The organism is Pedobacter suwonensis (assembly GCF_900111825.1).
Taxonomy (GTDB): domain Bacteria; phylum Bacteroidota; class Bacteroidia; order Sphingobacteriales; family Sphingobacteriaceae; genus Pedobacter; species Pedobacter suwonensis.
Map to the genome: position 1 here is coordinate 16,677 of NZ_FOJM01000018.1, position 21,849 is coordinate 38,525.

The window sequence follows — 21,849 nt, forward strand, 5'->3', positions numbered from 1 at the left end:
GCTACCTCCTCTTTATTTGCACCTTACATGCTGGCGATTTGATATCTAATATTTTTGCTTCATATTCGGCTCCGCCATTAATGCAAGCTATAATATCAGATGTATTAAGATGCAATATAGCACCAAGAATTTCACCATCACCATCTTCAAGTATTAATGCATCATTACTCCCTATTTCTACACCCAGCAAGTCTCCAACATCGTGTTTATCTAAAACAGTGACATTTATTGAAGAAACATTTACTGTGATAATACCCGTTTCACAATCGAAAAGTGATCTTTGTGGTGGAACATATCCACCTCCTCCTGATCCGCCCATAATTTTTTATAGATTAAAGTTGATACTTTAGTAATTGGTAAATATTGAATTAGCAAAAAGCCTATCAATTTAGATGAAACTACATTAATGGAATGTTGGCCTTTAATAAAACACCGGCCTTTTAAGAATATGGAGAGTATCGAGCTTAAAATATTAGATATCTGTAATATAGACGAATAAGCTGAAGTTTCCAAATTTCTAATATGTTAAAGCTTAAAGCTGAATTAACATTTACACGCACTCCTTTCAACATATTCCTTATTGCCTTTACTATTGTAATAAAAACAACCACCCTTAGAGCCCTGATATAATTTTTGGTCCGATTTATAGGTACCACATGGCGTATAAGTTTCGGTATCTGTACCTCCTCCTAGTTCATTTTGCTTGCTACAGGCCAGTATGCCTATACTTAAAAACAGGATATAATAGAATCTTTTCATGGTGCCAAGATACTGGACCATGAGATGTAAAAATTACGGGTTTCCGTATTGAAAGAAAATTCGTACTGAAAATTATTTTTTAAGTTAATACCCTTTCAAATACCCCTACCACTTTAAAATCAGTCAATTCATCTTCAGTCAATTCGATTGCTTCGTAAGATAAATCATCAGATAAAGGCTTTAAACTGATTGCATTGTGCTGCCAACCCTCATCTGTTACTACCTTTTTGCTGTGGTATTCTTTCACAGTATAACCAGAACCAAAGTCAGCATCCTGAATAGCGGTGCTTTGAATCAAAACAATTTTACCGTTTCTACTGCCACCACCATCTTGCCTGAATAAACAATAAGCGCCGTTTGGAATCCGCTTATTCATCGACTCACCTACTACCTTGCAAACAAAATAACCCTTTTGAGGGGTAATATTAAACGGTAATTCTACCCATTCAAAATCGGCATGGATTTGTAAATCGCTAAAGTTACCCGCAGCAGCCGTTATATCCAATAAGGGTACAGCATTTACATAAGGTTTAACCTGGTTAAATGGTATAATCCTTAATGCAGGTTCCTTTTCGAAAAGTGGAATATGTTTTTTTAAGTAAGTTGCCAGATTAGGGTTGCAGGCATAAACAAAACTTCCTTTAATACCACGATAGAGTATGGTTTTATAAATGTTTATGATGTATGATTTTAAATCAGCAGGGCTGGCTATACCCTTTTTTCCATTAATATCAAAGTATTGTTTAGGATCGATTTCAATCTGATCGGTGTTTTTGTTATAATCAATCTCCTTTCCAAAAATCACACCTGTATAGTTTAAATCGTATCCTTGGGTAGTATGGATGCAGCCAATTTCTTTAAAAGCATTTGGAGAATTTACCCAATCCTTATCGGTTTGGTTCCATTGAAAAGATAAATTATCAATTTCGATATCAATGGCCGTTTTATTATTTTTCGATTGCCATGGCCAGCTATAACCCGCCACCATGCGGCACAACTCATAATGTTGTTCCTTTTTCCCTAATTCCGTATATAAATCTGCTAACGAATCGAAATAGAACAATTCATAATTCGCAGATCTGTAAACTGTTTTATCTTCACGGTTAATGTTTAGCAGATCATCAATAAACTTGATATAATTTTCTCCTCCCTGAACACGCATTTGCGAATTAAGCTGTAGCTTAATTGTACCTTGATCTTCCAGAAGCTTAGTAAAATGTATTCCGGCTATATCAGATGGTTTTACGGATTGTGGCTCATCATAGAAGAAAATCTGATTCCTGCTGTTGGCCATAATCCAGTCTAGCTCATTACCATTATCACCTAATCCAAGTTTTTGATTATTCTGCCGAAACGCCCCCATCCAGCTGATGTTTTTATATTGGCGTAAACGATGCGCTTCATCAACAATAAGCAAATCGTATTTCTCTTTACTTTTAAAAGTTTCAGATGGGCTGATAACCATAGATGGTTTTAGTCCGGGCACCTGTTTAAAAACTTGTTGCAACGATTCTCTCAGTGAGCTCATAGCCACAACCAAACCTATTTTTGCGTTAGGATACTTTAATTGAAAATTTCGGATATAATTTACTTCCCGAAGTTCATCATCATTAAACTCTTCCACATCCGTATTTAAAATATTGGTTGCCAATAACTTTAAAAGATAGGTTGCCACAACGGTTTTACCTGTACCTGCGCTGCCTCTTACAAAAATACTATTACTATTATTTTGAGTTAAGCCTTCCAGAATTTCCAGCACCGAAAGGTATTGATCTTCGTTGAGCGATTTATATGGTGAGTATTTAAATAATTCAGAGTTTTCTATCTCCTTTAGCGATTTACTTACAACTTTTTTGTCAAGCAGTTTCTTCCAGATTTCCTTAAACAAATCTTTGTATAAGTCTTGCTGATAATAGTTGTGATTTACCAAACCAGAATTACCGTTCTGTAGCTTATAAGTACCTTCGGCCGCAATGTATTGTATCAGGTTGGATTCAATATCAAGGGTAGCTGACTTGTTAAACTTATCACTACCGATAATAGAAATCTTATTAAATACAGCAGCTTTAACCGGATTTGCTAAATGATTCTTAATGCGGCTGGCAGCATTAGTCGATTCGCCTACATAAGCCTCGGCCATTACCTCATTCTGTATAAAATAAACCAATGGCCACTGGTTTTTAACCCAGGGATTTTGCTGAATCTTACTTAAGCTTTGAGTATTAAAATCGTAAGGTTCGGAAACGTCTATTGAGAGTTCGAAAGACATGCTCATAACTCATCGTATTTTTTAGCCGTGCCTTTGGCTTTATCTACCGGATACTTGGTGTCGTTAAGCTTAATCTTATCGAGAATAATTTGCTTTACATCCAGGTTATATTTTTCAGCTAACAAAAGTGCATAAGAAAACACATCAGCGAGTTCTTCCTTTATTTTATCAACATTGGCATCCTCGGCATTTTTCCATAAAAATAACTCGAGTAGCTCTGCTGCTTCAATATTTAAGGCAAGTGCTAAATCTTTGGGATTATGAAACTGTGCCCAATCGCGCTCGTCTCTAAATTTTATTAATGCTGCTGTTATTTCTTCGATCATAAGGCTAATGATGCCCAATTTAAGCATATAGTGTTGATTTGGGAAATTTTGAGGTAAAACCTTTTTATGTCGATCTTAAATTATCAATCTAACCTGTTCTTGTTTAACATTTCTATCTAAAATTGCCTTAAGTATCTTCTCCAGTTGATTTTCAAAAACATGAGACAACATACCAAGGGAGTCTGAAAGATAAATAACATTGAGCCCGATTCTTAATTTGTATATGAATAAAGTACAAAAGCAGACATTGGCGGACTAAACTGCTATAAAAATTATAATAGCCAAAAGAGGAGGAACAACGATCAAGAAATAATAAATAAAGAAAGTAAAGGCATTATAATTCACCCATATCTTCCAAACATCCATTTTATTCAATTTATGATAATCAGGTTTAGTCGCCTTAAATCGTTCGATGTCTATGGGTTGGTGATTATCATATTTCTCTAAAATACGCTGATATTTCGATGCTGTATCTCTAGTAAATAATTCCTTTTCTTCCATACTAGCATTTGGATTTAATGTTTTGAAAATGCGCAGTTCATTGTATAATTCCGAAAGCTCTAATCCACAAGCATGAAATTCTTTAGCTTTGACATTAAAATCTTTTGCATTTTCAATTTGTCCAAAAACTAAAGCTAGGATTGATAAGCAAGTAATTGAATAAGCAATTACATTCTCATTGCCTAATTGTGTGTTATAAACGTTGTACACAGAAAGTAAACCTACAGCAATCAGGTATACTGAAATTAAGCTATTACATAAACTCGATAATTTAGAAAGTCTTACCAACCTGCTATGCGCATGAAAGCGGGCACCTTTTGTTGACCAAATTTTATAACTAAGTTCTTCTAGAAATGTTTTATCAAGATAATCAAGGTAATTACTCATTTGGATATTAATTGTTTATAAATTTATTTTTTCCTGCACTTCAATGAAGATAATCTTAAACTCTTTCCTATAGAATTATTATCCAGATAGAATATAAGATCGTAAAAGAATAGGAGTTGATAGAATCTTAGAGATTAGGAAATATTAAAGGAATCATTTTTTGCGTTAATTTAATTTTGAGATTGATCAAAAATTATAATTATTATTTAGATTTCAATTAATTTTTTTCCAAACTATTTATTTATCATATAAAATATTCTTATGGTATTTATATAGTTTACCAGATACTTCTCTGATCAAACTTCTTCTATTTACGCCACCTATCCCTACGGTTTCCCCCATTCCCTCAAAAAATATCTCCACTACTTTTAGTTTTCAAGTGTTCAATAAGGGTTTTTGCCTTAACCTGGTCGCTAATCGGAAATGTAATCTCAGAAAATGATCAGAGCATTTGAAACAATTTTTAGGGTAATTTCTGAAATAGGTGGAATGCCCAAACCCAATTGCGCTACCAAATCTAAATGCTAACTTCCCAACCCTCAGGTATCTCCCCCAACCATTCCAAACCACAATCTTTACAGGCATCGTATTTCTTCAGCTTAATTTCCATTGTTTTTCTTTTTAAGCTGTTTAGTACTTTGTTCTAAATGCTGCACAAAATCTTGTTCTACTTTAGAAAGTTCGTTTTTCAGGCTTTTTTTATAATTGATATATTCTTCGTTAGCTTTGTTTAAAGCTTGTTGGTGGCTAACCGTACCGGCATGGATTAAAATATCATTACCTGTCATTTGTAAAAAGTCATCAACCCGTTGCAGCCAATCTTGCATGTACATGGGTTTGCGGTTTAAGGCTTGTAATTCGGCTACCTCTAAATAAGCCGTTACCATTCGGTTTAATACATTAAGTTCTTGCTCATTTAAATAATTTTTGGCTACAGCAATTTCTTGTTGGGTAGGCTGTACGCCCTTAAAGTTAGTTAAGCCTAAAAAAGGTTTTGCAGCATCAATTCTGCTATATACCACTTCTGCAGCGGTTTGTCCATGTGCTGCCCAATGCATTTTGTTTTGTATGGTTTTAAAAAAGGTTTGCGAGGTTTCGGTATTTGGGTCGTAATCTACACTGGTGGCATACACATCCAATACCTTGCGCCAAAATACTTTTTCAGAAGAACGAATGTCTCTAATCCGAGCCAATAACTCATCAAAGTAATCGCCACCACCTGCTTGTTTCAGCAGTTCATCATTCATGGTAAACCCCTTTACCAAGTATTCGCGTAACCGGGCTGTTGCCCACTGCCTAAACTTGGTACCTTGTAAGCTTTTTACGCGGTAACCAACAGAAATAATTACATCAAGGTTGTAGTAGTTAAACGGTTTTTGCTGAAATTCGGAATTTCCGAATTTCTGCATGGTGGTGCTTTCTTCCAACTCTTTTTCTTCATAAACGTTTTTAATGTGTTCGTTTATGGTCGATTTTGCCTTTCCGAAAAGTAAGGCCATTTGATCTTGCGTAAGCCAAACGGTTTCGTTTTCTAAACGGGTTTGTATTTTAGTTTGCCCATCTTCAGATTGGTATAAAATTAATTCAGAATTCATATTAAGCAAGGTTTAAAATTTCACGGTGCTATACTAGCGGATGTTAATTCGCCACCACCTGCGTCACCAGTAAATAAACTAATCCATTATGTACAGAGGTTATGCGGGTTCCGTAATTCATTGTATGATTTTAAGGCCACAAATTAGCGTTTTTGAACGATTAAACTAAATATGACCGATAAAACAAGGGTCAAATTTGATAGTTTTTTTAAATATACTATACGGTTTCACGTACCCTAAACAAGGGTAATTAAACTATTTTTAATTAAAACCCGGGATTAAATAACAGCAAACTCACTCTTCCTCCACCACCCAGCTTAGCCTATCCCCCTGCTCCACTACCTCGCTGTGCACTTGAGGTTGCGCCACAAAATTGACGATTACACCATCCTTTACATGCAGGGCTTGGATAATTTTAGCCGCATAATAACGCCGGTCGGCATAGCGTGCGCTGCCTGAAAAAAAAGAAATGCCCATGGCAAAAATCAACGCTTTGTCGCCCTGGTGATCGAGCTTCAAGGCTAAGCTTGTTTTCGGAAAATGGGTTTGATGTAAAGGGATCACCAGATCATTTACTTCCATTATTTCGTAGCCGCCGTTATCATCCAGGTGGAAATGAAAACCCATGAGCTGCAACCGGGCTTCAGTCGCCTTAGGATGTGGTTTCAGAAGCTTTTTTGTTTCGCACTTAGGCAGCATCAGTTTTACTAATCCACCAGGTTCGATGCGCAAATCGGTTTCGTTCAGCCATAACTGCTCAAGGGGCTTGCCGGCGTTAAATTCGAAACCTTTAAGCAGGGCGATGTTACCATCCATCAACCTTCTATTTCCGGCGTGTTCGGCAGGGATGGTTTTAAAGATTTCGATAAAACGTTTGTTCAGGCGGTTAACAAGATCGCCATAGGCATAAAGTTTAACCAGTGGAGCAAATGCCTTGCGGATGTAAGCCGCATTTCTGCTGGCGCTGCCAAAATCGCGACTGCTTTTTTTGCTCGCTTCGGTTTGCTGTTTGTGGGCAGCTTTTTGTCTGACCACATCTGTATTTCCGCGTTTGTAAAAAACGAGATCGCCGAGTTGTCCGTTAATTTTAATAATTCCATTCTGGTTAGCCATAATTTTAGTATTTTAGGTTAAACAAAAGGGATGATCACTCAATTTAATCAATCTGATTTAAATATCCCAAAAAAAATATTCTAAAGTCCACCTTCACCCCACATTTACACCACGTTTACCCCACCTTCCGGCCAGGCTTGCTTATCCCCTGCTGTACACTAACTTGCCTACTGCTTCGGACTTGCTTTAGTTGAAACAGCGCCAAGTTATAGATGAACGATAGCAAAGGTTTGCATCGTTTTCGTTTGGCGATTCAACATTAACTAAATAAAAGGTAACGAGAAACTTATTTTAGGGTTATTTCGGTCTATAGCTGCGTGGGAACAGGCCGGGAAAGTGGGCAAACCTCTCCAGCCCCTCCTGAAGTGTTACTCATCGTTTTGATGCAGGTTCAAAGATCTCTCCACTGCGGTCGAGATGACGGATTATTGATGACGGATTTATTGATGTAACAAAACCATCTTAGAAACTATCGTATATACCATGCTGTCTGCACCCTGCTATCCGGCCTCGCAGATTTCCGCCGGAAAAAGCACGGAAAGCTTTGCAGTTACCCCTTCATAACCCACAGCCCAAGCCAGGATCAAAGCGAGAGCGGTGGGACAAAGCCAGGGCTAAGAGCCTTGATGCTGCCACAATAGAGATTTCCGTAGCTTTTTACAAGGAATTGCGCAGCAATCTTTTATACCGATAAAAACAACATTATCTCATAAAAAACGATGCAAGCCTTTCAGTTATGCCTTTTCTGTTGTTGTTTTTTAGGGCAGGCATGCTTTCGCTGCGCTCAGGTTGGTTACCTTTTTATCAAGAAAAAGGTAAGAGCCCTTCGGTGGCTAACCGAGGCAAGCCAGAGCCATGGCAAAGAATGTACTATTAACCTAACTTAAAAGATTTCTCCACTACGGTCGAAATGACGGATTTATTGATGGAACAAATACCATATTAGAAACTATCTTATACACCCTGCGATCCGGCCTCGCAGATTTCCGCCGGAAAAAGCACGGAAAGCTTTGCAGTTACCCCCCACATAACCCCACAAGCTAAGGCAGGATCAAAGCGAGAGCAGTGGGGATAAGCAAAGGGTAAGAGCCTCGATGCTGCCACAATAAAGATTTCCGTAGCTTTTTACAAGTAATTGCGCAGCAATCTTTTATACCGATAAAAACAACATTATCTCATAAAAAACGATGCAAGCCTTTCAGTTATGCCTTTGTGTTTGTTGTTTTTAATGGCAGGCATGCCTTCGCTGTGCTCAGGTTTGTTACCTTTTTATCAAGAAACCTGAGAAGCAAGCTTGAAGACAGATAAAAACATATACAAACAATGAAAAAAGTAAGAGCCCTTCGGCGGCGGTGAGCCGAGGCAAGCCTAAGTTGGCGGAACGGACTAGAAGAGAATTCCATTCATAACCACCCCTACCCCTCCTGAATCAGGAGGGGAGTTCCCCTCAAAGTTTCAAAGTAATTGATCCATGGATAATGTTTATACTTCATGCTGTATGCGCCCTGCCACCCGGCCTCGCAGATTTTCTTGTTAATAACCGGTCTTGATTCCGACTGGAACGCAATGAAACGGAGAAATGTTTGAGCGATCTTAAAAGATCTCTCCACTGCGGTCGAGATGACGGATTTTTCGCGATAAAGGCATTAAAAAATCTTGCACTCAAGGATGACGGAAAAACAATGAGACAAGCCAACAAAAGGCGAGCAGAATAAATTCTGTTTCATAACCACCCCCACCCCTCCTGAATCAGGAGGGGAGTTCCCCTCATCGTTTCAAATATTACCTTAACCTTTAAACAACCCTGCAAAAATTTCATTCGAACGCAACTTTGCCTGATGATCGTAAATATGCGAGGTACTCATGATCTCGTTTACACCATACTTTGCTACAAAAGCTGTTAAATTTTCCTGAATGGTTTTGGCGCTGCCAATAAAAGAGTAGTATAACATCTGCTCAACCGCTTCCTTTTCCATACGGTCCCAATACATATTGATATCATCAACCGCTGGTTTGAGCATTTCTCTTTTACCGGTGATTACGCCAAGGAACATCCTTTTTACCGAACTCGATAAACGTTCTGCTTCCTCATCGGTATCGGCAGCAACCACGTTTACACAAGCCATTACATAAGGCTCGCTCAAAAACGGTGACGGTTTAAAATTATTCTTGTAAATGGAAACGGCCTGTTCGAAATACGTTGGGGCAAAATGGCTGGCAAAAGCATACGGAAGTCCTTTTTCTGCTGCCAAACGGGCGCTATCGGTGCTTGAACCCAAAATCCAGATCGGAATATCCAATCCTTCGCCAGGTATGGCCCTTACCCCCGCCCGGTTATTACCGGCAGAAAAGAATTGCTGTAATTTTTCAATATCCCTGGGGAAACTATGAACGGCATTAAAATTTTCGCCACGGATGGCCATTGCCGTAACCTGATCGGTGCCGGGCGCCCTGCCCAAACCGAGGTCAATGCGGTGAGGATATAACGAAGCCAATGTTCCAAATTGTTCGGCCACTATTAAGGGCGCATGGTTAGGCAGCATAATGCCTCCTGAGCCTACCCGTATGCGGGTGGTATTACCCGCAATATAACCAATCAATACCACCGGCGCCGAACTGGCCACGCCGGCCATATTATGGTGTTCGGCAAACCAGTAACGCGTATAACCCAAAGCTTCAGACTGTTTTGCTAAATCTAAACTGGTTTTAAAGGTATCTGAAGCAGTAGAACCATCTAAAACGGTTGCAAGATCGAGAACGGAATAAGGTATATTTTTCAATAAGTGATCAGCCATAAACTAAAAAGATAAATCTGTATTGCAAAAATATCCTTAATAAAACCAAGTCTGCCTTAAATGAATACTTATGACGCTTAGCCAACACAACCGGCAATAGCACAAGAGGATCTATGCAAAAAACAAAAAAGAATCAGACATTACCCGTTACAGCACTGTAGGAGTTTGTATATTCTGGTAACAAAACAGATGGGCAGGCGCTCTTAAGTTGATTAAACTTATTATATTGATAGCAAATCAATTAGTTGCTATAAACACCAATATTGTAGAGTATTTTATGGATTATGGCTATTGCCCGCATCAATTGAACTTAATTGACAAATATTTTAGTTAAATTAATAAACAAAGGAGAAACTTTAAATTATTGCGTACAGATAGTACGTTTTTCGTTACAAAAAGGCGTAATTTCGTTATAAGAGAACCAGATATTTTGAAGATGATTAAGTGCATAGCCATAGATGACCAGTACAGTTCCTTAGCAGGGCTGCAAAAATATATAGAAGATACACCAAACATGCGGCTAGTGCAGCAATTTACAGATCCCATTACTGCTTTAAGAGAGTTAGCCAGCTCAGAAACAGTTGATGTAATTTTTATGGATGTGGAAATGCCCCAGATTTCAGGGCTCGAACTGGCCAAAGCTATCCGCTTCAGAACCAGAAAACTCATCTTTACCACTTCTCATCAGCAATATGCTTTTGATGCTTTTGAGGCTGCCGGAGATGCGTATTTGCTTAAACCATATAGCTATGCTAAATTTGCAACAACCATTACCAGGCTTTTTGGGCATGAAATGACGGGCGGAGCCAATGAAGACTATTTTCTGGTTAAAAATAAGGAAGAAGAACACCGTGCGGTAATGGTGAAATATGAGGATATTATCGCTTTTGAAAGCTTTCACAATTATATTAAACTACATACCGTAAGCAAAGTAATTATTGCTTACTTAAGCTTAAAAGATGTTCGCGAACAGCTTAGCATTAAAAAAGGTTTTATACAGTTACACCGTGGTTATATTGTAGCCATTGATAAAATTTTGCATATAGATGGCAACAGGATTACCATGAATAACCACATTAGCTTTACCGTTGGCGACATTTATCACCATGAATTTAAAAGTTTTATTTCAGAAAGGTTAATTATCAGCAGCCGTAAGAAATGACGGCTACTGATGAAAACGTTTATTGATTTTAATTTAGACCAGTAAGTGTAGTAAACGTTGTAGTAGTGGGTTCAGAACTGGATGTTGGTCTATTGATGTTTCTGCACAGTTTTTTTTTAAATACAAAAAGTGTTCTTTTAGCTAGTTTTTGAGTTTTCATAATTGTTTTTTTTCGAAAACTAGCGGCGGGTGCACCCTATAACTTTAGTTGTTACACAAATAGTAAATATGCCTTTATGGATAGATTAAAACGGAGCGTGACTATGCTGCAAAAATGGCTGAATACTTATCGTATACACATCATTGTTTGGACAGCATTTATCTTTTGGGAGACTGTGATGGTGATTTACTTTCTTGGCCAGTTAGGTACATTTGGTAATTATGCTATTCACTATACCCTTAATATCACCTTATTTTATACTTATGCTCTACTGCTGGATAAAGCAACCACATTTCCTAATGGTGCATTATGGAAAGTTCCGGTAGTTGTTGTATCAACCATTCTGATTTATTTAGGCACAGTTACCGGCGTAGACATTTTGCTAAATAACTACACCAATATTTTGCCCGGAGAACTGCCAAGTCTTAAGGTTAGAATAAGCAAGGTACTTTACAGAGGTTCATTTTTTCTTCTTTTTTCTACAGGTTATTATTTCTTGAAACGGTTTATTAAAGAAAAAACCGAAAAATCCCGGATCGAGAAACAGCGTTTTCAGATGCTTCTTGAGAAAGAGAAAATGGAAAAGGAATTGGCCATGTCTAAAAACGCATTTATGAAAGCACAGATTAACCCGCATTTGCTTTTTAATACCTTTGAGTTTGTACACCAAAAGCTGAGCACCTACTCTCCGGAAGATGCAAAAGTAATGCTCTACCTTTCTGATATGATGCGTTTTGCTGCCAATACTCAACATAATGAAGGTTTTGTATATTTAAGTGAAGAAATTTCACAGTGCGAAAACCTGATTGGTTTGCATCACATTACACAGGGTGCAATTTATATTGAAATGGCCAGCGGACCCGATCTTGATGAAATTAAGATAATTCCACTGGTTTTGCTCACCATTCTGGAAAATATGTTTAAACATGGAAACCTAAGCGATGTAGAAAATAAGGCCAGTATAGCTGTTTATACTATTGATGGTAAGCTACACATCGAAGGCCGTAATTTACCCAGATTGGTAAAAAGTAAAGTAGGCTTTGGCTCCGGTATGGATAATATCCGTAACCGTTTAAACTATGCGTACCATCAGGATGCCGAAATGACTGCCGGAATTGATGAAGAAGGTTTTTATCAGGTAAACATCAGTATTTCTTTATCAGCACTAAACATGGCCCCTAAACTTATGAAAGCTGAACAGGCTATTACTGTTTAATTATTCAAGAGTTTATTAAATACAATTAACGGCCATACCTGCATGGTAACGAAAACTAACTATCGTTGCTAAATAGCCTGGTAACTGGAGCTTTCATTTTTCTGGTGAAGCTGCTTTACAAAAATCTGGTTCAATCATCAAGGTTTAGGCTCTGCATATACGGCTGCAATCTGTGCTGAAAGATATGTAAAGGCAACTGGTATTTCAGTAGCTGCATTTTTGATGTTGCCTTCGATAAAAATATATCCTTTATATTTTATCTGGTGCAAAGCCCTTAAATAAGGTTTAAAATCATCGCCCATTACACCAGGCAGCGACCTTTTTTCTTTTTCAGCAACTTCTGCAAATCCAATCCATTTACCGGCCTTGATAATTTCATCAGGAGCCTCGCTCTCACGCATCATATGAAATATATCAGCATTTAATCTGAAATTTGGGTGGTTAACTTTTCTTACCACCTCAGCTGCCGATTTTAACGAGGTGATGAAATTTGTTTCGGTAGTTTCCAGGTTTTCTAACAAAATTGTAACCTCATATCTGCCTGCAATTTTGGCCAGCTTTTTACATAAACCAATAAAATCTGTTTTTGCCTTCACCATATTGTAATCAGCAGGAATAGTCCTGGCACCCGAGCTTCCTAAAACAATAAACTTAACCCCTGCCCGCCCGGCTCTTGAAAGCACCGTTTCGGTATATCTTAAAACTTTCGCTTCATCTACATCAGGTCCGGCAATTTTAATATTTGATGGAAAGAAAAGATTACAGCTTAACACTTTACATTTTGCTGCCTTGATTTTTTCGAGATTAGCATTGAACTGCTCATCAGTTAACTGAGGCGAAAGCATTTTCGGAACTGATTCGCCAATCATTTTAAAACCTGAAACATAAGCTAAACTATCCTGTGCTAAACCGGATACGATACCTAAACGGGGATAATCTTGCTTATCCGGCATGAAACTACAGCAGATGGTAAAAATCAGGCCTATTAAAAAAATTGGGTAACTGGATTTCATACTTCTCATATTATTCAGAACATGGGTTAGAAAAAATCTGGCTTTTTTTGAGTTTTTGAAACACATTTTAAAGCCTGGCGATTAAACTGCAGTAAGCAAATACGATACAGATATTATTGATATGTGGCCCTGAGGGTGAAAAAGCCATAACCTACATAATCATAACCATTAATTTATGAAAGTGCCGTTTTAATATTTTAACGGCACTTCGGTTACCTGCCTTGAGCGGTAAACCTTACAGATTAGTGTTATATCTAACCTATTGTACAGCCCGACGGAGGTTTATGCTGCGTCGTAAATTACAACCTTTTCAAAGTAAATCCTGAACTCATCCAGGAAAGCTTTATGCAATGGATGAACCTGGTAAACATCATGTGCTGCCAGGTCTTCAAATAATATAAGCAGGCTAAAGGTGTAAGTGGTATCTACAACAGCACGTTCAATGGGTGCCGGTACACCGACATAAAAACTTTTTACTACTTCAATATTTTCCAATGTTTGTAAGCTGTTGCGAAAAGCAACTTTCTGCTCATCGGTGGTATCGGCTTTTAGCCAGAATAAAACGTGGTGTGCGATCATCTTTAAATTTTTTACCAAATATAAAGGAAAGCATTAAAGAAGCTACGCTTATCCAAAAACACTTTTAGCTTTCTCTACCGCCTTGATCAAATCTATTCCTTTGCCTAAAACGCCTTTAAAAAGATCTCCTTCAACCTTTAGTCGATCAATGGCGTTAAAAATATTAAAATCTTTCATTTTCAAACCTGGCTTAACTTCATCCCAATGTAAAGGCATTGATACCGTTGCACCAATTTTCGGGCGTAAAGAATAAGGTCCGGCAATGGTTGCCCCTGGCCTGTTCTGTAAAAAATCGAGATACATTTTGCCTTTTCTGGCACTGATCATCCGCTCCAGGGAAGTATATTCGGGTATTTGCTGGTGTACCAGGTTCACCACTATTTTGGCAAACATCTGGCTTTGATCGTAACTGTATTTTGCATTTAACGGAATATAAATATGTATCCCGGTTGAGCCTGATGTTTTGCAATAACTGGGTACATCAATCGCGTCCAGTACCTTTTTGGTTTCCAACGCGGTTTCCACTACCTGATCGAAAGATTGTTTATCGGGGTCTAAATCAATTACACAATAATCGGGATGATCGGGGCTTTGTACCCTGCTAAACCAGGGATTCATCTCAATACAGCCTAAACTGGCCATCCAAAGCAAAGAGGCTTCATCTGTTCCAACCAGGTATTCCTTTTTTTCACCGTCGCCATTTTCATAAGGGAAGGTTTTGGCCCAGTCAGGTGCTTTCCCCTTTACATCTTTCTGGTAAAAACTTTTTCCATGTATACCCCCAGGGAAACGGTTAAGCGACTGTGGGCGGTCTTTCAGATAAGGCAAAATATATTCAGCAACCTGGTAATAATAATTAAACATATCTCTTTTCGTCACCTTATCTTCGGGCCAGTATATTTTACTCAGGTTGGTAAATTTAAGTTCATGCCCTTTAATTTTCCTTACCTGGGTTTCATCCTTTGGATTTAACAAGGTCTTCGGTACTTTGCCTTCGGGTGCTTTAATTGCTTTTGCGTGTGGGTTTTGGGTCTCTGCATCTTCCACTACTTTTTCGGTTGGCATTTCTACCTCCCTGACCACATCTTTGGCTTTTTTATCTTCGCGCATGCCCTGAAAGGAAGGATGACGGAAAACCCCATCATCTGTTACTTCAGCAAAAGCAACTTCGCATACCAGTTCGGGTTTTAACCAGGTGGCTTTCGCCTTTGGCGGATTGGGCCTGAAACGCGAGGGTTTATTTACATCAGGAATACTTTCGAAAGGACTCTGATCCACAATAATCGGCTTAAACTGCTCCATCATGGATTTTTGGAGCTTGTCTGAAAATCCTGTCCCCACTTTGCCTACATACTGCAGTTTTCCCTGCTCGTAAACGCCCAGTAGCAAAGAACTGAAAGATTTGCTGGTATCGGCATTTTTGGTAAAACCTGCAATAACCACTTCCTGCCTTTTATGTACCTTAATTTTAAGCCACTCTTTAGATCTGTAATTTGTGCTATAGGTACTGTCTGTTTTTTTTGCGATGATCCCCTCCAGGCCCATCCTTTCGGCCGCATCAAAAAAATCAACGCCGCTTGCTTTAAAAACTTTTCCTAAACGTATCCGGTCATCATTTGTGGGTAAAATCTCGTTTAATATGGCCTGGCGCTGATAAAGTGGCAGCTCCATCAGGTTTTTGCCTTCATACCACAGGATATCAAACACATAAAAAACAAGTTCGCCATCTGCCTCGCTTCTCCAGTTCTGCAATGAACCAAAATTAGATATGCCCTTATCATTCAACACCAAAATTTCGCCGTCAAGAACTGCATTCAGTTTCCAGTCTGAAAGCAGATCGTAAATGGGATAAAATTTTTCATTAAAGGATTTATTATTTCTGGATAACAGGTCAACCTTACCCTTGTTAAGAAAGGCCATGGCACGGTAACCATCCCATTTTACCTCGTACTGCCAGTCAGGATCATCAAATGGTTCATTAACAAGCGTGGCCAGCATGGGCTTTATGCCCGTGGGGATAGCAGTTTTCGGCGCCTTTTTCAGAATGCTTTTAACATCTACGGTAACTTCATCACCAACGGATTTAGTTTCTTTCTTTACCTTTAGTTTCGGGCTTTTTTTTTCCGTTTTCAAATCCTGCTCTTTTCCGGCTTTCCAAACTTTATCTGATGTTTTTTCCATCTTTTCGATCGTTTTACCAGACAGCACAGATTTATCTTCTTTGGTAATATCTTTCGTTGAAGCGTAGTCGTCTTTATGTTTGATCAATAACCAGCCATTTTCGCCCATGCCATTTGTTTTAACAAGTGCAAATTCGCCTTGAAGTTTTTCTCCATTCAGCCTGATTTTTAAAGAACCATCATTTAACTGGCCCAGCAAATGTTTTTCCTGTGCTTTTTTGCCTTTAATGGCTTCTATCGGCTCATAAGTACCTTCATCCCATACAATAACGGTTCCGCCGCCATATTCGCCCTCTGGTATAATCCCCTCAAAATCTTTATAATCATAAGGGTGATCTTCTACCATCATGGCCAGGCGTTTAATTTTAGGATCGGTTGAAGGACCCTTTGGTACCGCCCAGCTTTTTAAAACGCCTTCCATTTCGAGTCTGAAATCGTAATGCAACCTCGAAGCATCGTGTTTTTGAATGACGAAATGTAATTTATTCCGATCGCTGCTTTTACCCGATTTCGGTTCGGTAGTTTTGGAGAAATCGCGTTTGGAAACATACTTTTTCAGACTCATAGAATTAAGGTTTTACTTTTTCAAATAATCTTCAACTGCACTGGCAGCGGTACCCACTGTTTCTACGGCGGCCTTGAGTTTATCTTTGCTCACACCAAATTTGTTAGACCAATAATCCAGCTCATAACCTTCATTAACATTGATCCTTGCGCGATCAGGGTTACCTGTTTTTTGTTTATCATCCATAACTGTTCTTGATTAGATGATTATAAAACAGCCCCATAACAAAAAAGGTTTTAACCTCCGTTTGTGCAAACAGCTGTTAAAACCTAAAAAAAACAAACATTTAAAATTTAATCTGCTAATGCAGTAACCATTTCAGGTTCTGTTTCTTCTGCATACCAGAAACTATTATAGGTTGCACTGTAAATAATCCTCAACCAAACCAGAAAATAAGGAAAGCTGATGATTGCCAGTGATAACGGATGCGATTTTGCGAAGACCGGGAATAACAACAGCGGGAAATTACAGGTAATTAACAATAAAATGGGTAGTAGTATCCTTTTCATCACCTCATTCTTTTCTTTCACATACCATACACCTACCCCGATAATTGAAATGATAAAAGTGCAGTCTTCTGCACCTGTGCTAAACAATACCGGAAAAATCAAAACCGATGACAGGATCATTAACTGGAAGCGGTTTTTTTTGAAACGCGACAGGTTTATAAAAGGCAAACTGAATAATAAAGCACCGAGGCTCAGCAATAGAAAGTTCGGTATATTCTTTTCATTGAAAAGTGCTCTGAAGAAACCCATAATGGAAATATCAATCCCCCCTCCCAGTACGTTTACCATATTTTTACTCATTAAAGAGTTTTTCCAATCTACATAACTGTGCAGCACATAACCTGGTGAAGCGATAAGCATCGGTAATAAAAATATAACCACCGACCATAAAAGCAACCACAACACAAAAGAGAGCTTATTTCTCGAAAAAAAGAAAAAAACCAGCCCCACAATGCCGTACAATTTAATAAAGGTACCCAGTACGATACAAAGTGCAGACCATATTCCTTTATCTTTATTGAGCAGGGTATAACTTAATACCATTAATGCCCCCGCACCGGCATTAAACTGCTGATTGAGCATCGATTCTATTAAACAGGGAATAGCGATATAACCTACAGCAATTTTTTGATCTTCGGTTAAGGGCAAGGTTTGCACGGCCTTAAAAAGGAAGAAGCAATTAAACAGGTTCCATAACAATAATCCTATCCAGTTATGAAAAATGGCAAATGGAGCAATCAACACACTAAAAACAGGGCCATAATGATTGGAATCATCATGGTAAGCCGGATAATTTGCATAGAGTGAACGCTCATGCAGTAGGTTTCTGAATGTATTTTCGAAAATCAGATAATTGTTGTAACGGTGTGTTATCCAGGAATCTATTACAAAAATAAGGGTAATCAGCACCCAGATAAACAACACAAAACGATTGTCTTGATAGAACTTACGACCTGAAGGCAAACTTTGATTGGTGGCTAGAAAATAATTTAGCATTGTAAAAAATATATTACAATACAATTATAAAAACGAAAATCGACAAAACCTAATGTTTTATGAATGAAAGTGATGCGGGTTTAACGCAAAAAAAATTACTATACTGGCAATGATGCAATAAATCTGGCTTTTTGGTAGAAACAATTGTGGTTTGACCTATAATTTTAAACAGAACCTGTTATTTATACCATATTTCTGAGAATTTACTGACAAAACTTTAAAACCAAATGGAATTCTGCCTGTTTAAATAGATGATTACTAACCAAAATTTATAGACATGGAATATCAAGTTAATTCGATGAATGCCAGGAAAGAATTTATCGAAATCGCAGATGAGCAGGATCGCAATTACTGGGCCGCAAGATTAGGCATCAGTACTGAAAAGCTTAAATCAGCCGTAAAAGCATTACACAGCATGGAGTTTTCAAAACTGAAGGAACATTTCATGATGGAAAAAATTAAATCAGGAAGTACCTATCAACGTTTTGTAAATCAATAACCAATGTATGAATAATAAAAATGAAAGCAAAAATACGGTAGCGGTTGAGCAAACCATTACCGAATATACGCACCTGATTGATCTTCCACCCGTTAAAGGTGTTTTAAACCGGAAAATTAAAGGTAATAACTTAAGCCATCCAAATGCCGGCATCAGAACGTTATCGGTATTTTTTCATAAAAATGGATTGTCTAACTTACTTTAGGTGATTAAAGAACGATTGGTACAGGCTGTTTATAGCGGCACGGCTAAAGTCGGGTAATCCGTCTGTATAAGTCGCATTTATTCCATTGGTAATGATCACAAATCCAAATTTATGTTTAGGACTAAAAAACATCGTACTGTGTAAACCATAGGCTGAGCCGGTATGCCCTTTTAGCTTAACTCCCGGTATCAAATCATCTGCAGTCATGATGGCTAAACCATAGCCCTCATCAGCACTTAGCGCCGTTTGCATTATTTTCGCACTTTTTCTGTTTATTATTTTCACGCCATCTGATGTTCCGTAGTTCATGTGCATGATCATATATCTGGCCAAATCATGAGCAGAAATTTTCATTCCGCCGGTTGGCGAAAAAACAGGCGTAGTGTAGCCCATTACATAATTGGCAATCTCGGTTCGCCTCGGCGCATAAGCATTTGATGACAGTGTATAACTTTTACTATCAGGATGGTATTCATACAGTTTTACAAAACGTGTACTATCTAAAGAGTCAACACAATACCCTGCATAAAGATCCAACGGCTTTATGATATGTTGTTTTATATAGTTATCAAAGCGTTCACCAGATATTTTTTCGATAACAGCACCAATCATATTAAAGTTAAGGTTACAATAATCAAATTTGCTTCCCGGGGCATAATCGTTATAACATTTGGCCCAGTCTGGATTTTTATCAGGATTGATCACATCTAAATTTAAATATCCCTGCGAATCGTTTAAACCGGAAGTATGTGATAATGCCATTTTTAAGGTAATTTTCTGATCGGGAAATTTTGGGTTCCTGACTTTAAAACCCACCAGCTCTCCAAAATCATCATCAAGCGAAATTTTACCTGCCTCTACCAGCTGCATGATGGCAGTTGCCGAAAAAGACTTGGAAATGGAAGCAATTCTGAAAATATCCTGGTTGTTTAATGGGGTCTGATGCTCCAGATCCTTTAAACCGAAAGAGTGGTTATAAATTATCCGGCCATTTTTTACCACAGCCACTGAAGCCCCAACTGCATTGTATTTTTCCATTACCGATTTAAAATCTGCTTCAGCTTTTTCCTGCTGTGCCTGAACTGCTGAGCTTAACCCAACGATTAGTAGTAGTAGTAGTAGTAGTGCATAAAAGTATTTAAATTTCATAAGCTTGCAGGATAAGATGAACATAGACCGTATAGTAGAAAAAGTTCTGAAGTATTTCAGGAAATTATTTGTCGTCGTTTACTTCCAGCCAATGGCCATCCGGATCTTTAAAATAAATCTGTTTTACACCATCAACGCGAAGCGTAATGCCTTTTTCTTTTCCGGCCCAATCTTCAAAGCTGATGTTTTTGGCGTTTAGTTTTTTTACAAAATCATCAATTGATGGAACGCTGAAACATAAGTGCCCGTTTTTGTCGAAAGTTTCATTGCCTTTTGCACCCTGTATCAGGTGAAGCTGTCCGGCGGGTCCTAAAGTAAACCAGGTATGCCGGTTATCTTTAAAAGGTTCAGGAATTATTTTAAGGTTGAATACACTTTGGTAAAAAGTAGTGGCTTTGCCCAGATCTGACACATAAACAGCGATGTGATTTAAAATAGCGGGTGTGTTTTCGGTTTTATTTTGTGCCATGGTTTTTTGAAAAATAACAGACAATAGCATGCCAGCGGTCAGGATGATTTGTTTCATGCCTAAATATCACACTTAAATGCGAATATTGGTAATTTAAGTGCTTGCGTCATGGCTTATTTACAAATGAAAAGGTTTTATTAGTGTCAGCTGGTAACAGCAGACACCACGGAAAAAATATGATGCAAAAAACCTGTCGCTTAGGTTGATCTCTATATCATAAATTGTTCCTCAGAAAGCAACATTTTAATAAAAAAGGTCTTAGCGAGACGCTAAGACCAGAAAAGAATATTAATAATTTAAGTGCTTGCGTCATGGCTTTTTTACAAATGAAAGGGTTTTATCAGTGTCAGCTGGTAACAGCAGACACCACGGAAAAAAAAGGTCTTAGCGAGATGCTAAGACCAGATCAAACGCTAAGACCAGATCATTCTAACAAAGTAAAAAAGATTCGTCGCTGCACTGAGAATGACAATGTTAATTTGCCAAACTTTCAAATTCTTCCTGAGTCAATTCAATTTCTGCAGCTTTTAAGTTTTCTTTTAAATGTTCTACAGATTTTGTTCCGGGAATTAAAAGGATATTTGATGATCTTTTTAACAACCAGGCCAGAGCAATCTGAGCGGTAGTGGCTTTATGTTTTTCGGCAATCGCTTTAATTTTATCTGCTAATTTATGCGGACCAGAAGCTAAAGGGAACCATGGGATAAAGGCCAGACCTTGTTCTGCCGTAAAATCTAAAACACGCTCCCATTGCCTGTTGCCAAGGTTGTATAAATTTTGAACAGAAACTACAGGAAGAATATCCTGAACCTGCTTAATCTGATCAATGGTTACTTCTGACAAACCCACATGTTTTATTTTACCTTCCTTAACCGCTTCGGCCACCGGAGCCAGGGTTTTGGCAACCTCAATATTCGGATCAATGCGATGCAGTTGCCATAAATCGATTGAATCTACTTTTAAGCGTTGCAAACTGCCTTCAATATCCTGTCTGATTTTTTCAGGTGTTCCATTAGGTACCCATTTATTAGGGCCTGGGCGGTCGAACCCACCTTTGGTAGCAATAAAAAGGTCTTTTTGAAAAGGTGATAAGGCATCTGCAATAAGCGATTCATTAAACTTCGGCCCGTAAGCTTCTGCAGTATCAATAAAATTAACGCCATTTGCTACTGCTTCGCGCAAAACGGTTATTGCATTTTCGCGGTCTGCCACCTCTCCAAAAACACCGTTACCCGTTAACTGCATGGCGCCATAACCTAAACGGTTAACCTCTAACCCGCCAAATTTAAATGTTGTTTTTCCCATTTTATTTCAGATATAATGATAAATTCTACGATAAAGATAACCACAGGTAAATCGCATTGTTTTCCAAACGAATTTTATGATAAATAAATGAGGAACT

At 38.2% G+C, this 21,849-nt stretch carries 20 protein-coding genes; 4 read left to right on the forward strand and 16 right to left on the reverse strand.

Annotation, left to right across the window (positions count from 1 at the left end):
* Position 1: 1 nt before the first annotated feature.
* The 8 genes from BM107_RS20495 to BM107_RS20530 all read right to left on the reverse strand — a co-directional run bounded on the left by BM107_RS20495 (position 2) and on the right by BM107_RS20530 (position 9,745).
* On the reverse strand, positions 2–319 hold the full coding sequence (locus BM107_RS20495; RefSeq protein ID WP_090986824.1) for a hypothetical protein: 318 nt from the start codon (positions 317–319) through the stop codon (positions 2–4).
* 224 nt (positions 320–543) lie between these two features.
* Positions 544–759, reverse strand: coding sequence for a hypothetical protein (locus BM107_RS20500; RefSeq protein WP_090986826.1), 216 nt, complete (start codon positions 757–759; stop codon positions 544–546).
* Between the two features lie 79 nt (positions 760–838).
* Positions 839–3,034, reverse strand: a complete 2,196-nt coding sequence (locus BM107_RS20505) for a DNA/RNA helicase domain-containing protein (RefSeq protein WP_090986828.1) — start codon at positions 3,032–3,034, stop codon at positions 839–841.
* Positions 3,031–3,354: a nucleotide pyrophosphohydrolase gene (locus tag BM107_RS20510; RefSeq protein ID WP_090987005.1), complete on the reverse strand. Its 324-nt coding sequence runs from the start codon at positions 3,352–3,354 to the stop codon at positions 3,031–3,033. The genes BM107_RS20505 and BM107_RS20510 overlap by 4 nt, the downstream gene beginning before the upstream one ends.
* Positions 3,355–3,609: 255 nt before the next feature.
* Complete coding sequence (locus BM107_RS20515) at positions 3,610–4,242, reverse strand: SLATT domain-containing protein (RefSeq protein ID WP_090986830.1); 633 nt, start codon at positions 4,240–4,242, stop codon at positions 3,610–3,612.
* 599 nt (positions 4,243–4,841) lie between these two features.
* Complete coding sequence (gene rhuM, locus BM107_RS20520) at positions 4,842–5,837, reverse strand: virulence RhuM family protein (RefSeq protein WP_090986832.1); 996 nt, start codon at positions 5,835–5,837, stop codon at positions 4,842–4,844.
* Positions 5,838–6,131: 294 nt separating this feature from the next.
* On the reverse strand, positions 6,132–6,950 hold the full coding sequence (locus tag BM107_RS20525; RefSeq protein ID WP_090986836.1) for a hypothetical protein: 819 nt from the start codon (positions 6,948–6,950) through the stop codon (positions 6,132–6,134).
* Between the two features lie 1,787 nt (positions 6,951–8,737).
* Positions 8,738–9,745, reverse strand: a complete 1,008-nt coding sequence (locus BM107_RS20530) for an LLM class flavin-dependent oxidoreductase (protein WP_090986838.1) — start codon at positions 9,743–9,745, stop codon at positions 8,738–8,740.
* A 436-nt stretch (positions 9,746–10,181) separates the two neighbouring features.
* On the opposite strand from BM107_RS20530, the gene BM107_RS20535 reads away from it, so the two are divergent.
* On the forward strand, positions 10,182–10,907 hold the full coding sequence (locus BM107_RS20535) for a LytR/AlgR family response regulator transcription factor (RefSeq protein WP_090986840.1): 726 nt from the start codon (positions 10,182–10,184) through the stop codon (positions 10,905–10,907).
* A gap of 236 nt (positions 10,908–11,143) precedes the next feature.
* Positions 11,144–12,283 carry a sensor histidine kinase gene (locus tag BM107_RS20540; protein ID WP_090986842.1) on the forward strand — a complete coding sequence of 380 codons (1,140 nt, stop codon included), beginning with the start codon at positions 11,144–11,146 and terminating at the stop codon, positions 12,281–12,283.
* A gap of 137 nt (positions 12,284–12,420) precedes the next feature.
* Here the strand turns inward: BM107_RS20540 and BM107_RS20545 are convergent, their stop codons facing one another.
* From BM107_RS20545 to BM107_RS20565, 5 genes are all read right to left on the reverse strand, one after another.
* A complete protein-coding gene (locus BM107_RS20545; protein WP_159435290.1) occupies positions 12,421–13,296 on the reverse strand; it encodes a sugar phosphate isomerase/epimerase family protein in 876 nt (291 codons plus the stop codon).
* Positions 13,297–13,578: 282 nt separating this feature from the next.
* The gene (locus tag BM107_RS20550; RefSeq protein WP_090986846.1) at positions 13,579–13,875 is read right to left on the reverse strand and encodes a Dabb family protein; all 297 of its coding nucleotides are present in this window, start codon (positions 13,873–13,875) and stop codon (positions 13,579–13,581) included.
* 48 nt (positions 13,876–13,923) lie between these two features.
* Complete coding sequence (ligD, locus tag BM107_RS20555) at positions 13,924–16,620, reverse strand: DNA ligase D (protein ID WP_090986849.1); 2,697 nt, start codon at positions 16,618–16,620, stop codon at positions 13,924–13,926.
* A gap of 12 nt (positions 16,621–16,632) precedes the next feature.
* Positions 16,633–16,806, reverse strand: coding sequence for a DUF3606 domain-containing protein (locus BM107_RS20560; RefSeq protein WP_090986851.1), 174 nt, complete (start codon positions 16,804–16,806; stop codon positions 16,633–16,635).
* Positions 16,807–16,913: 107 nt separating this feature from the next.
* Positions 16,914–18,125 (reverse strand): glycosyltransferase family 87 protein, encoded by a 1,212-nt coding sequence (locus BM107_RS20565; RefSeq protein WP_090986853.1) that lies wholly within the window; start codon positions 18,123–18,125, stop codon positions 16,914–16,916.
* Between the two features lie 277 nt (positions 18,126–18,402).
* Between BM107_RS20565 and BM107_RS20570 the strand changes: the two genes are divergently transcribed.
* Positions 18,403–18,624: a DUF1877 family protein gene (locus BM107_RS20570; RefSeq protein WP_090986855.1), complete on the forward strand. Its 222-nt coding sequence runs from the start codon at positions 18,403–18,405 to the stop codon at positions 18,622–18,624.
* 7 nt (positions 18,625–18,631) lie between these two features.
* Positions 18,632–18,829: a hypothetical protein gene (locus BM107_RS20575; RefSeq protein ID WP_090986857.1), complete on the forward strand. Its 198-nt coding sequence runs from the start codon at positions 18,632–18,634 to the stop codon at positions 18,827–18,829.
* On the opposite strand, the gene BM107_RS20580 is transcribed toward BM107_RS20575, so the two are convergent.
* The 3 genes from BM107_RS20580 to BM107_RS20590 form a co-directional block, all read right to left on the reverse strand.
* Entirely contained in the window at positions 18,821–19,978 is a 1,158-nt protein-coding gene (locus BM107_RS20580) for a serine hydrolase domain-containing protein (RefSeq protein WP_090987006.1), read from the reverse strand. The genes BM107_RS20575 and BM107_RS20580 overlap by 9 nt on opposite strands.
* 64 nt (positions 19,979–20,042) lie before the next feature.
* Positions 20,043–20,504 carry a VOC family protein gene (locus BM107_RS20585; protein ID WP_244278874.1) on the reverse strand — a complete coding sequence of 154 codons (462 nt, stop codon included), beginning with the start codon at positions 20,502–20,504 and terminating at the stop codon, positions 20,043–20,045.
* Positions 20,505–20,921: 417 nt separating this feature from the next.
* On the reverse strand, positions 20,922–21,752 hold the full coding sequence (locus tag BM107_RS20590; protein ID WP_090986859.1) for an aldo/keto reductase: 831 nt from the start codon (positions 21,750–21,752) through the stop codon (positions 20,922–20,924).
* Positions 21,753–21,849: the final 97 nt, after the last annotated feature.

Coding starts and splice junctions, on each gene's coding strand:
- BM107_RS20495 (WP_090986824.1), bottom strand. CDS start 319: ATGGGCGGATCAGGAGGAGGTGGATATGTTCCACCACAAAGATCACTT.
- BM107_RS20500 (WP_090986826.1), bottom strand. CDS start 759: ATGAAAAGATTCTATTATATCCTGTTTTTAAGTATAGGCATACTGGCC.
- BM107_RS20505 (WP_090986828.1), bottom strand. CDS start 3,034: ATGAGCATGTCTTTCGAACTCTCAATAGACGTTTCCGAACCTTACGAT.
- BM107_RS20510 (WP_090987005.1), bottom strand. CDS start 3,354: ATGATCGAAGAAATAACAGCAGCATTAATAAAATTTAGAGACGAGCGC.
- BM107_RS20515 (WP_090986830.1), bottom strand. CDS start 4,242: ATGAGTAATTACCTTGATTATCTTGATAAAACATTTCTAGAAGAACTT.
- rhuM (WP_090986832.1), bottom strand. CDS start 5,837: ATGAATTCTGAATTAATTTTATACCAATCTGAAGATGGGCAAACTAAA.
- BM107_RS20525 (WP_090986836.1), bottom strand. CDS start 6,950: ATGGCTAACCAGAATGGAATTATTAAAATTAACGGACAACTCGGCGAT.
- BM107_RS20530 (WP_090986838.1), bottom strand. CDS start 9,745: ATGGCTGATCACTTATTGAAAAATATACCTTATTCCGTTCTCGATCTT.
- BM107_RS20535 (WP_090986840.1), top strand. CDS start 10,182: ATGATTAAGTGCATAGCCATAGATGACCAGTACAGTTCCTTAGCAGGG.
- BM107_RS20540 (WP_090986842.1), top strand. CDS start 11,144: ATGGATAGATTAAAACGGAGCGTGACTATGCTGCAAAAATGGCTGAAT.
- BM107_RS20545 (WP_159435290.1), bottom strand. CDS start 13,296: ATGAAATCCAGTTACCCAATTTTTTTAATAGGCCTGATTTTTACCATC.
- BM107_RS20550 (WP_090986846.1), bottom strand. CDS start 13,875: ATGATCGCACACCACGTTTTATTCTGGCTAAAAGCCGATACCACCGAT.
- ligD (WP_090986849.1), bottom strand. CDS start 16,620: ATGAGTCTGAAAAAGTATGTTTCCAAACGCGATTTCTCCAAAACTACC.
- BM107_RS20560 (WP_090986851.1), bottom strand. CDS start 16,806: ATGGATGATAAACAAAAAACAGGTAACCCTGATCGCGCAAGGATCAAT.
- BM107_RS20565 (WP_090986853.1), bottom strand. CDS start 18,125: ATGCTAAATTATTTTCTAGCCACCAATCAAAGTTTGCCTTCAGGTCGT.
- BM107_RS20570 (WP_090986855.1), top strand. CDS start 18,403: ATGGAATATCAAGTTAATTCGATGAATGCCAGGAAAGAATTTATCGAA.
- BM107_RS20575 (WP_090986857.1), top strand. CDS start 18,632: ATGAATAATAAAAATGAAAGCAAAAATACGGTAGCGGTTGAGCAAACC.
- BM107_RS20580 (WP_090987006.1), bottom strand. CDS start 19,978: ATGAAATTTAAATACTTTTATGCACTACTACTACTACTACTACTAATC.
- BM107_RS20585 (WP_244278874.1), bottom strand. CDS start 20,504: ATGAAACAAATCATCCTGACCGCTGGCATGCTATTGTCTGTTATTTTT.
- BM107_RS20590 (WP_090986859.1), bottom strand. CDS start 21,752: ATGGGAAAAACAACATTTAAATTTGGCGGGTTAGAGGTTAACCGTTTA.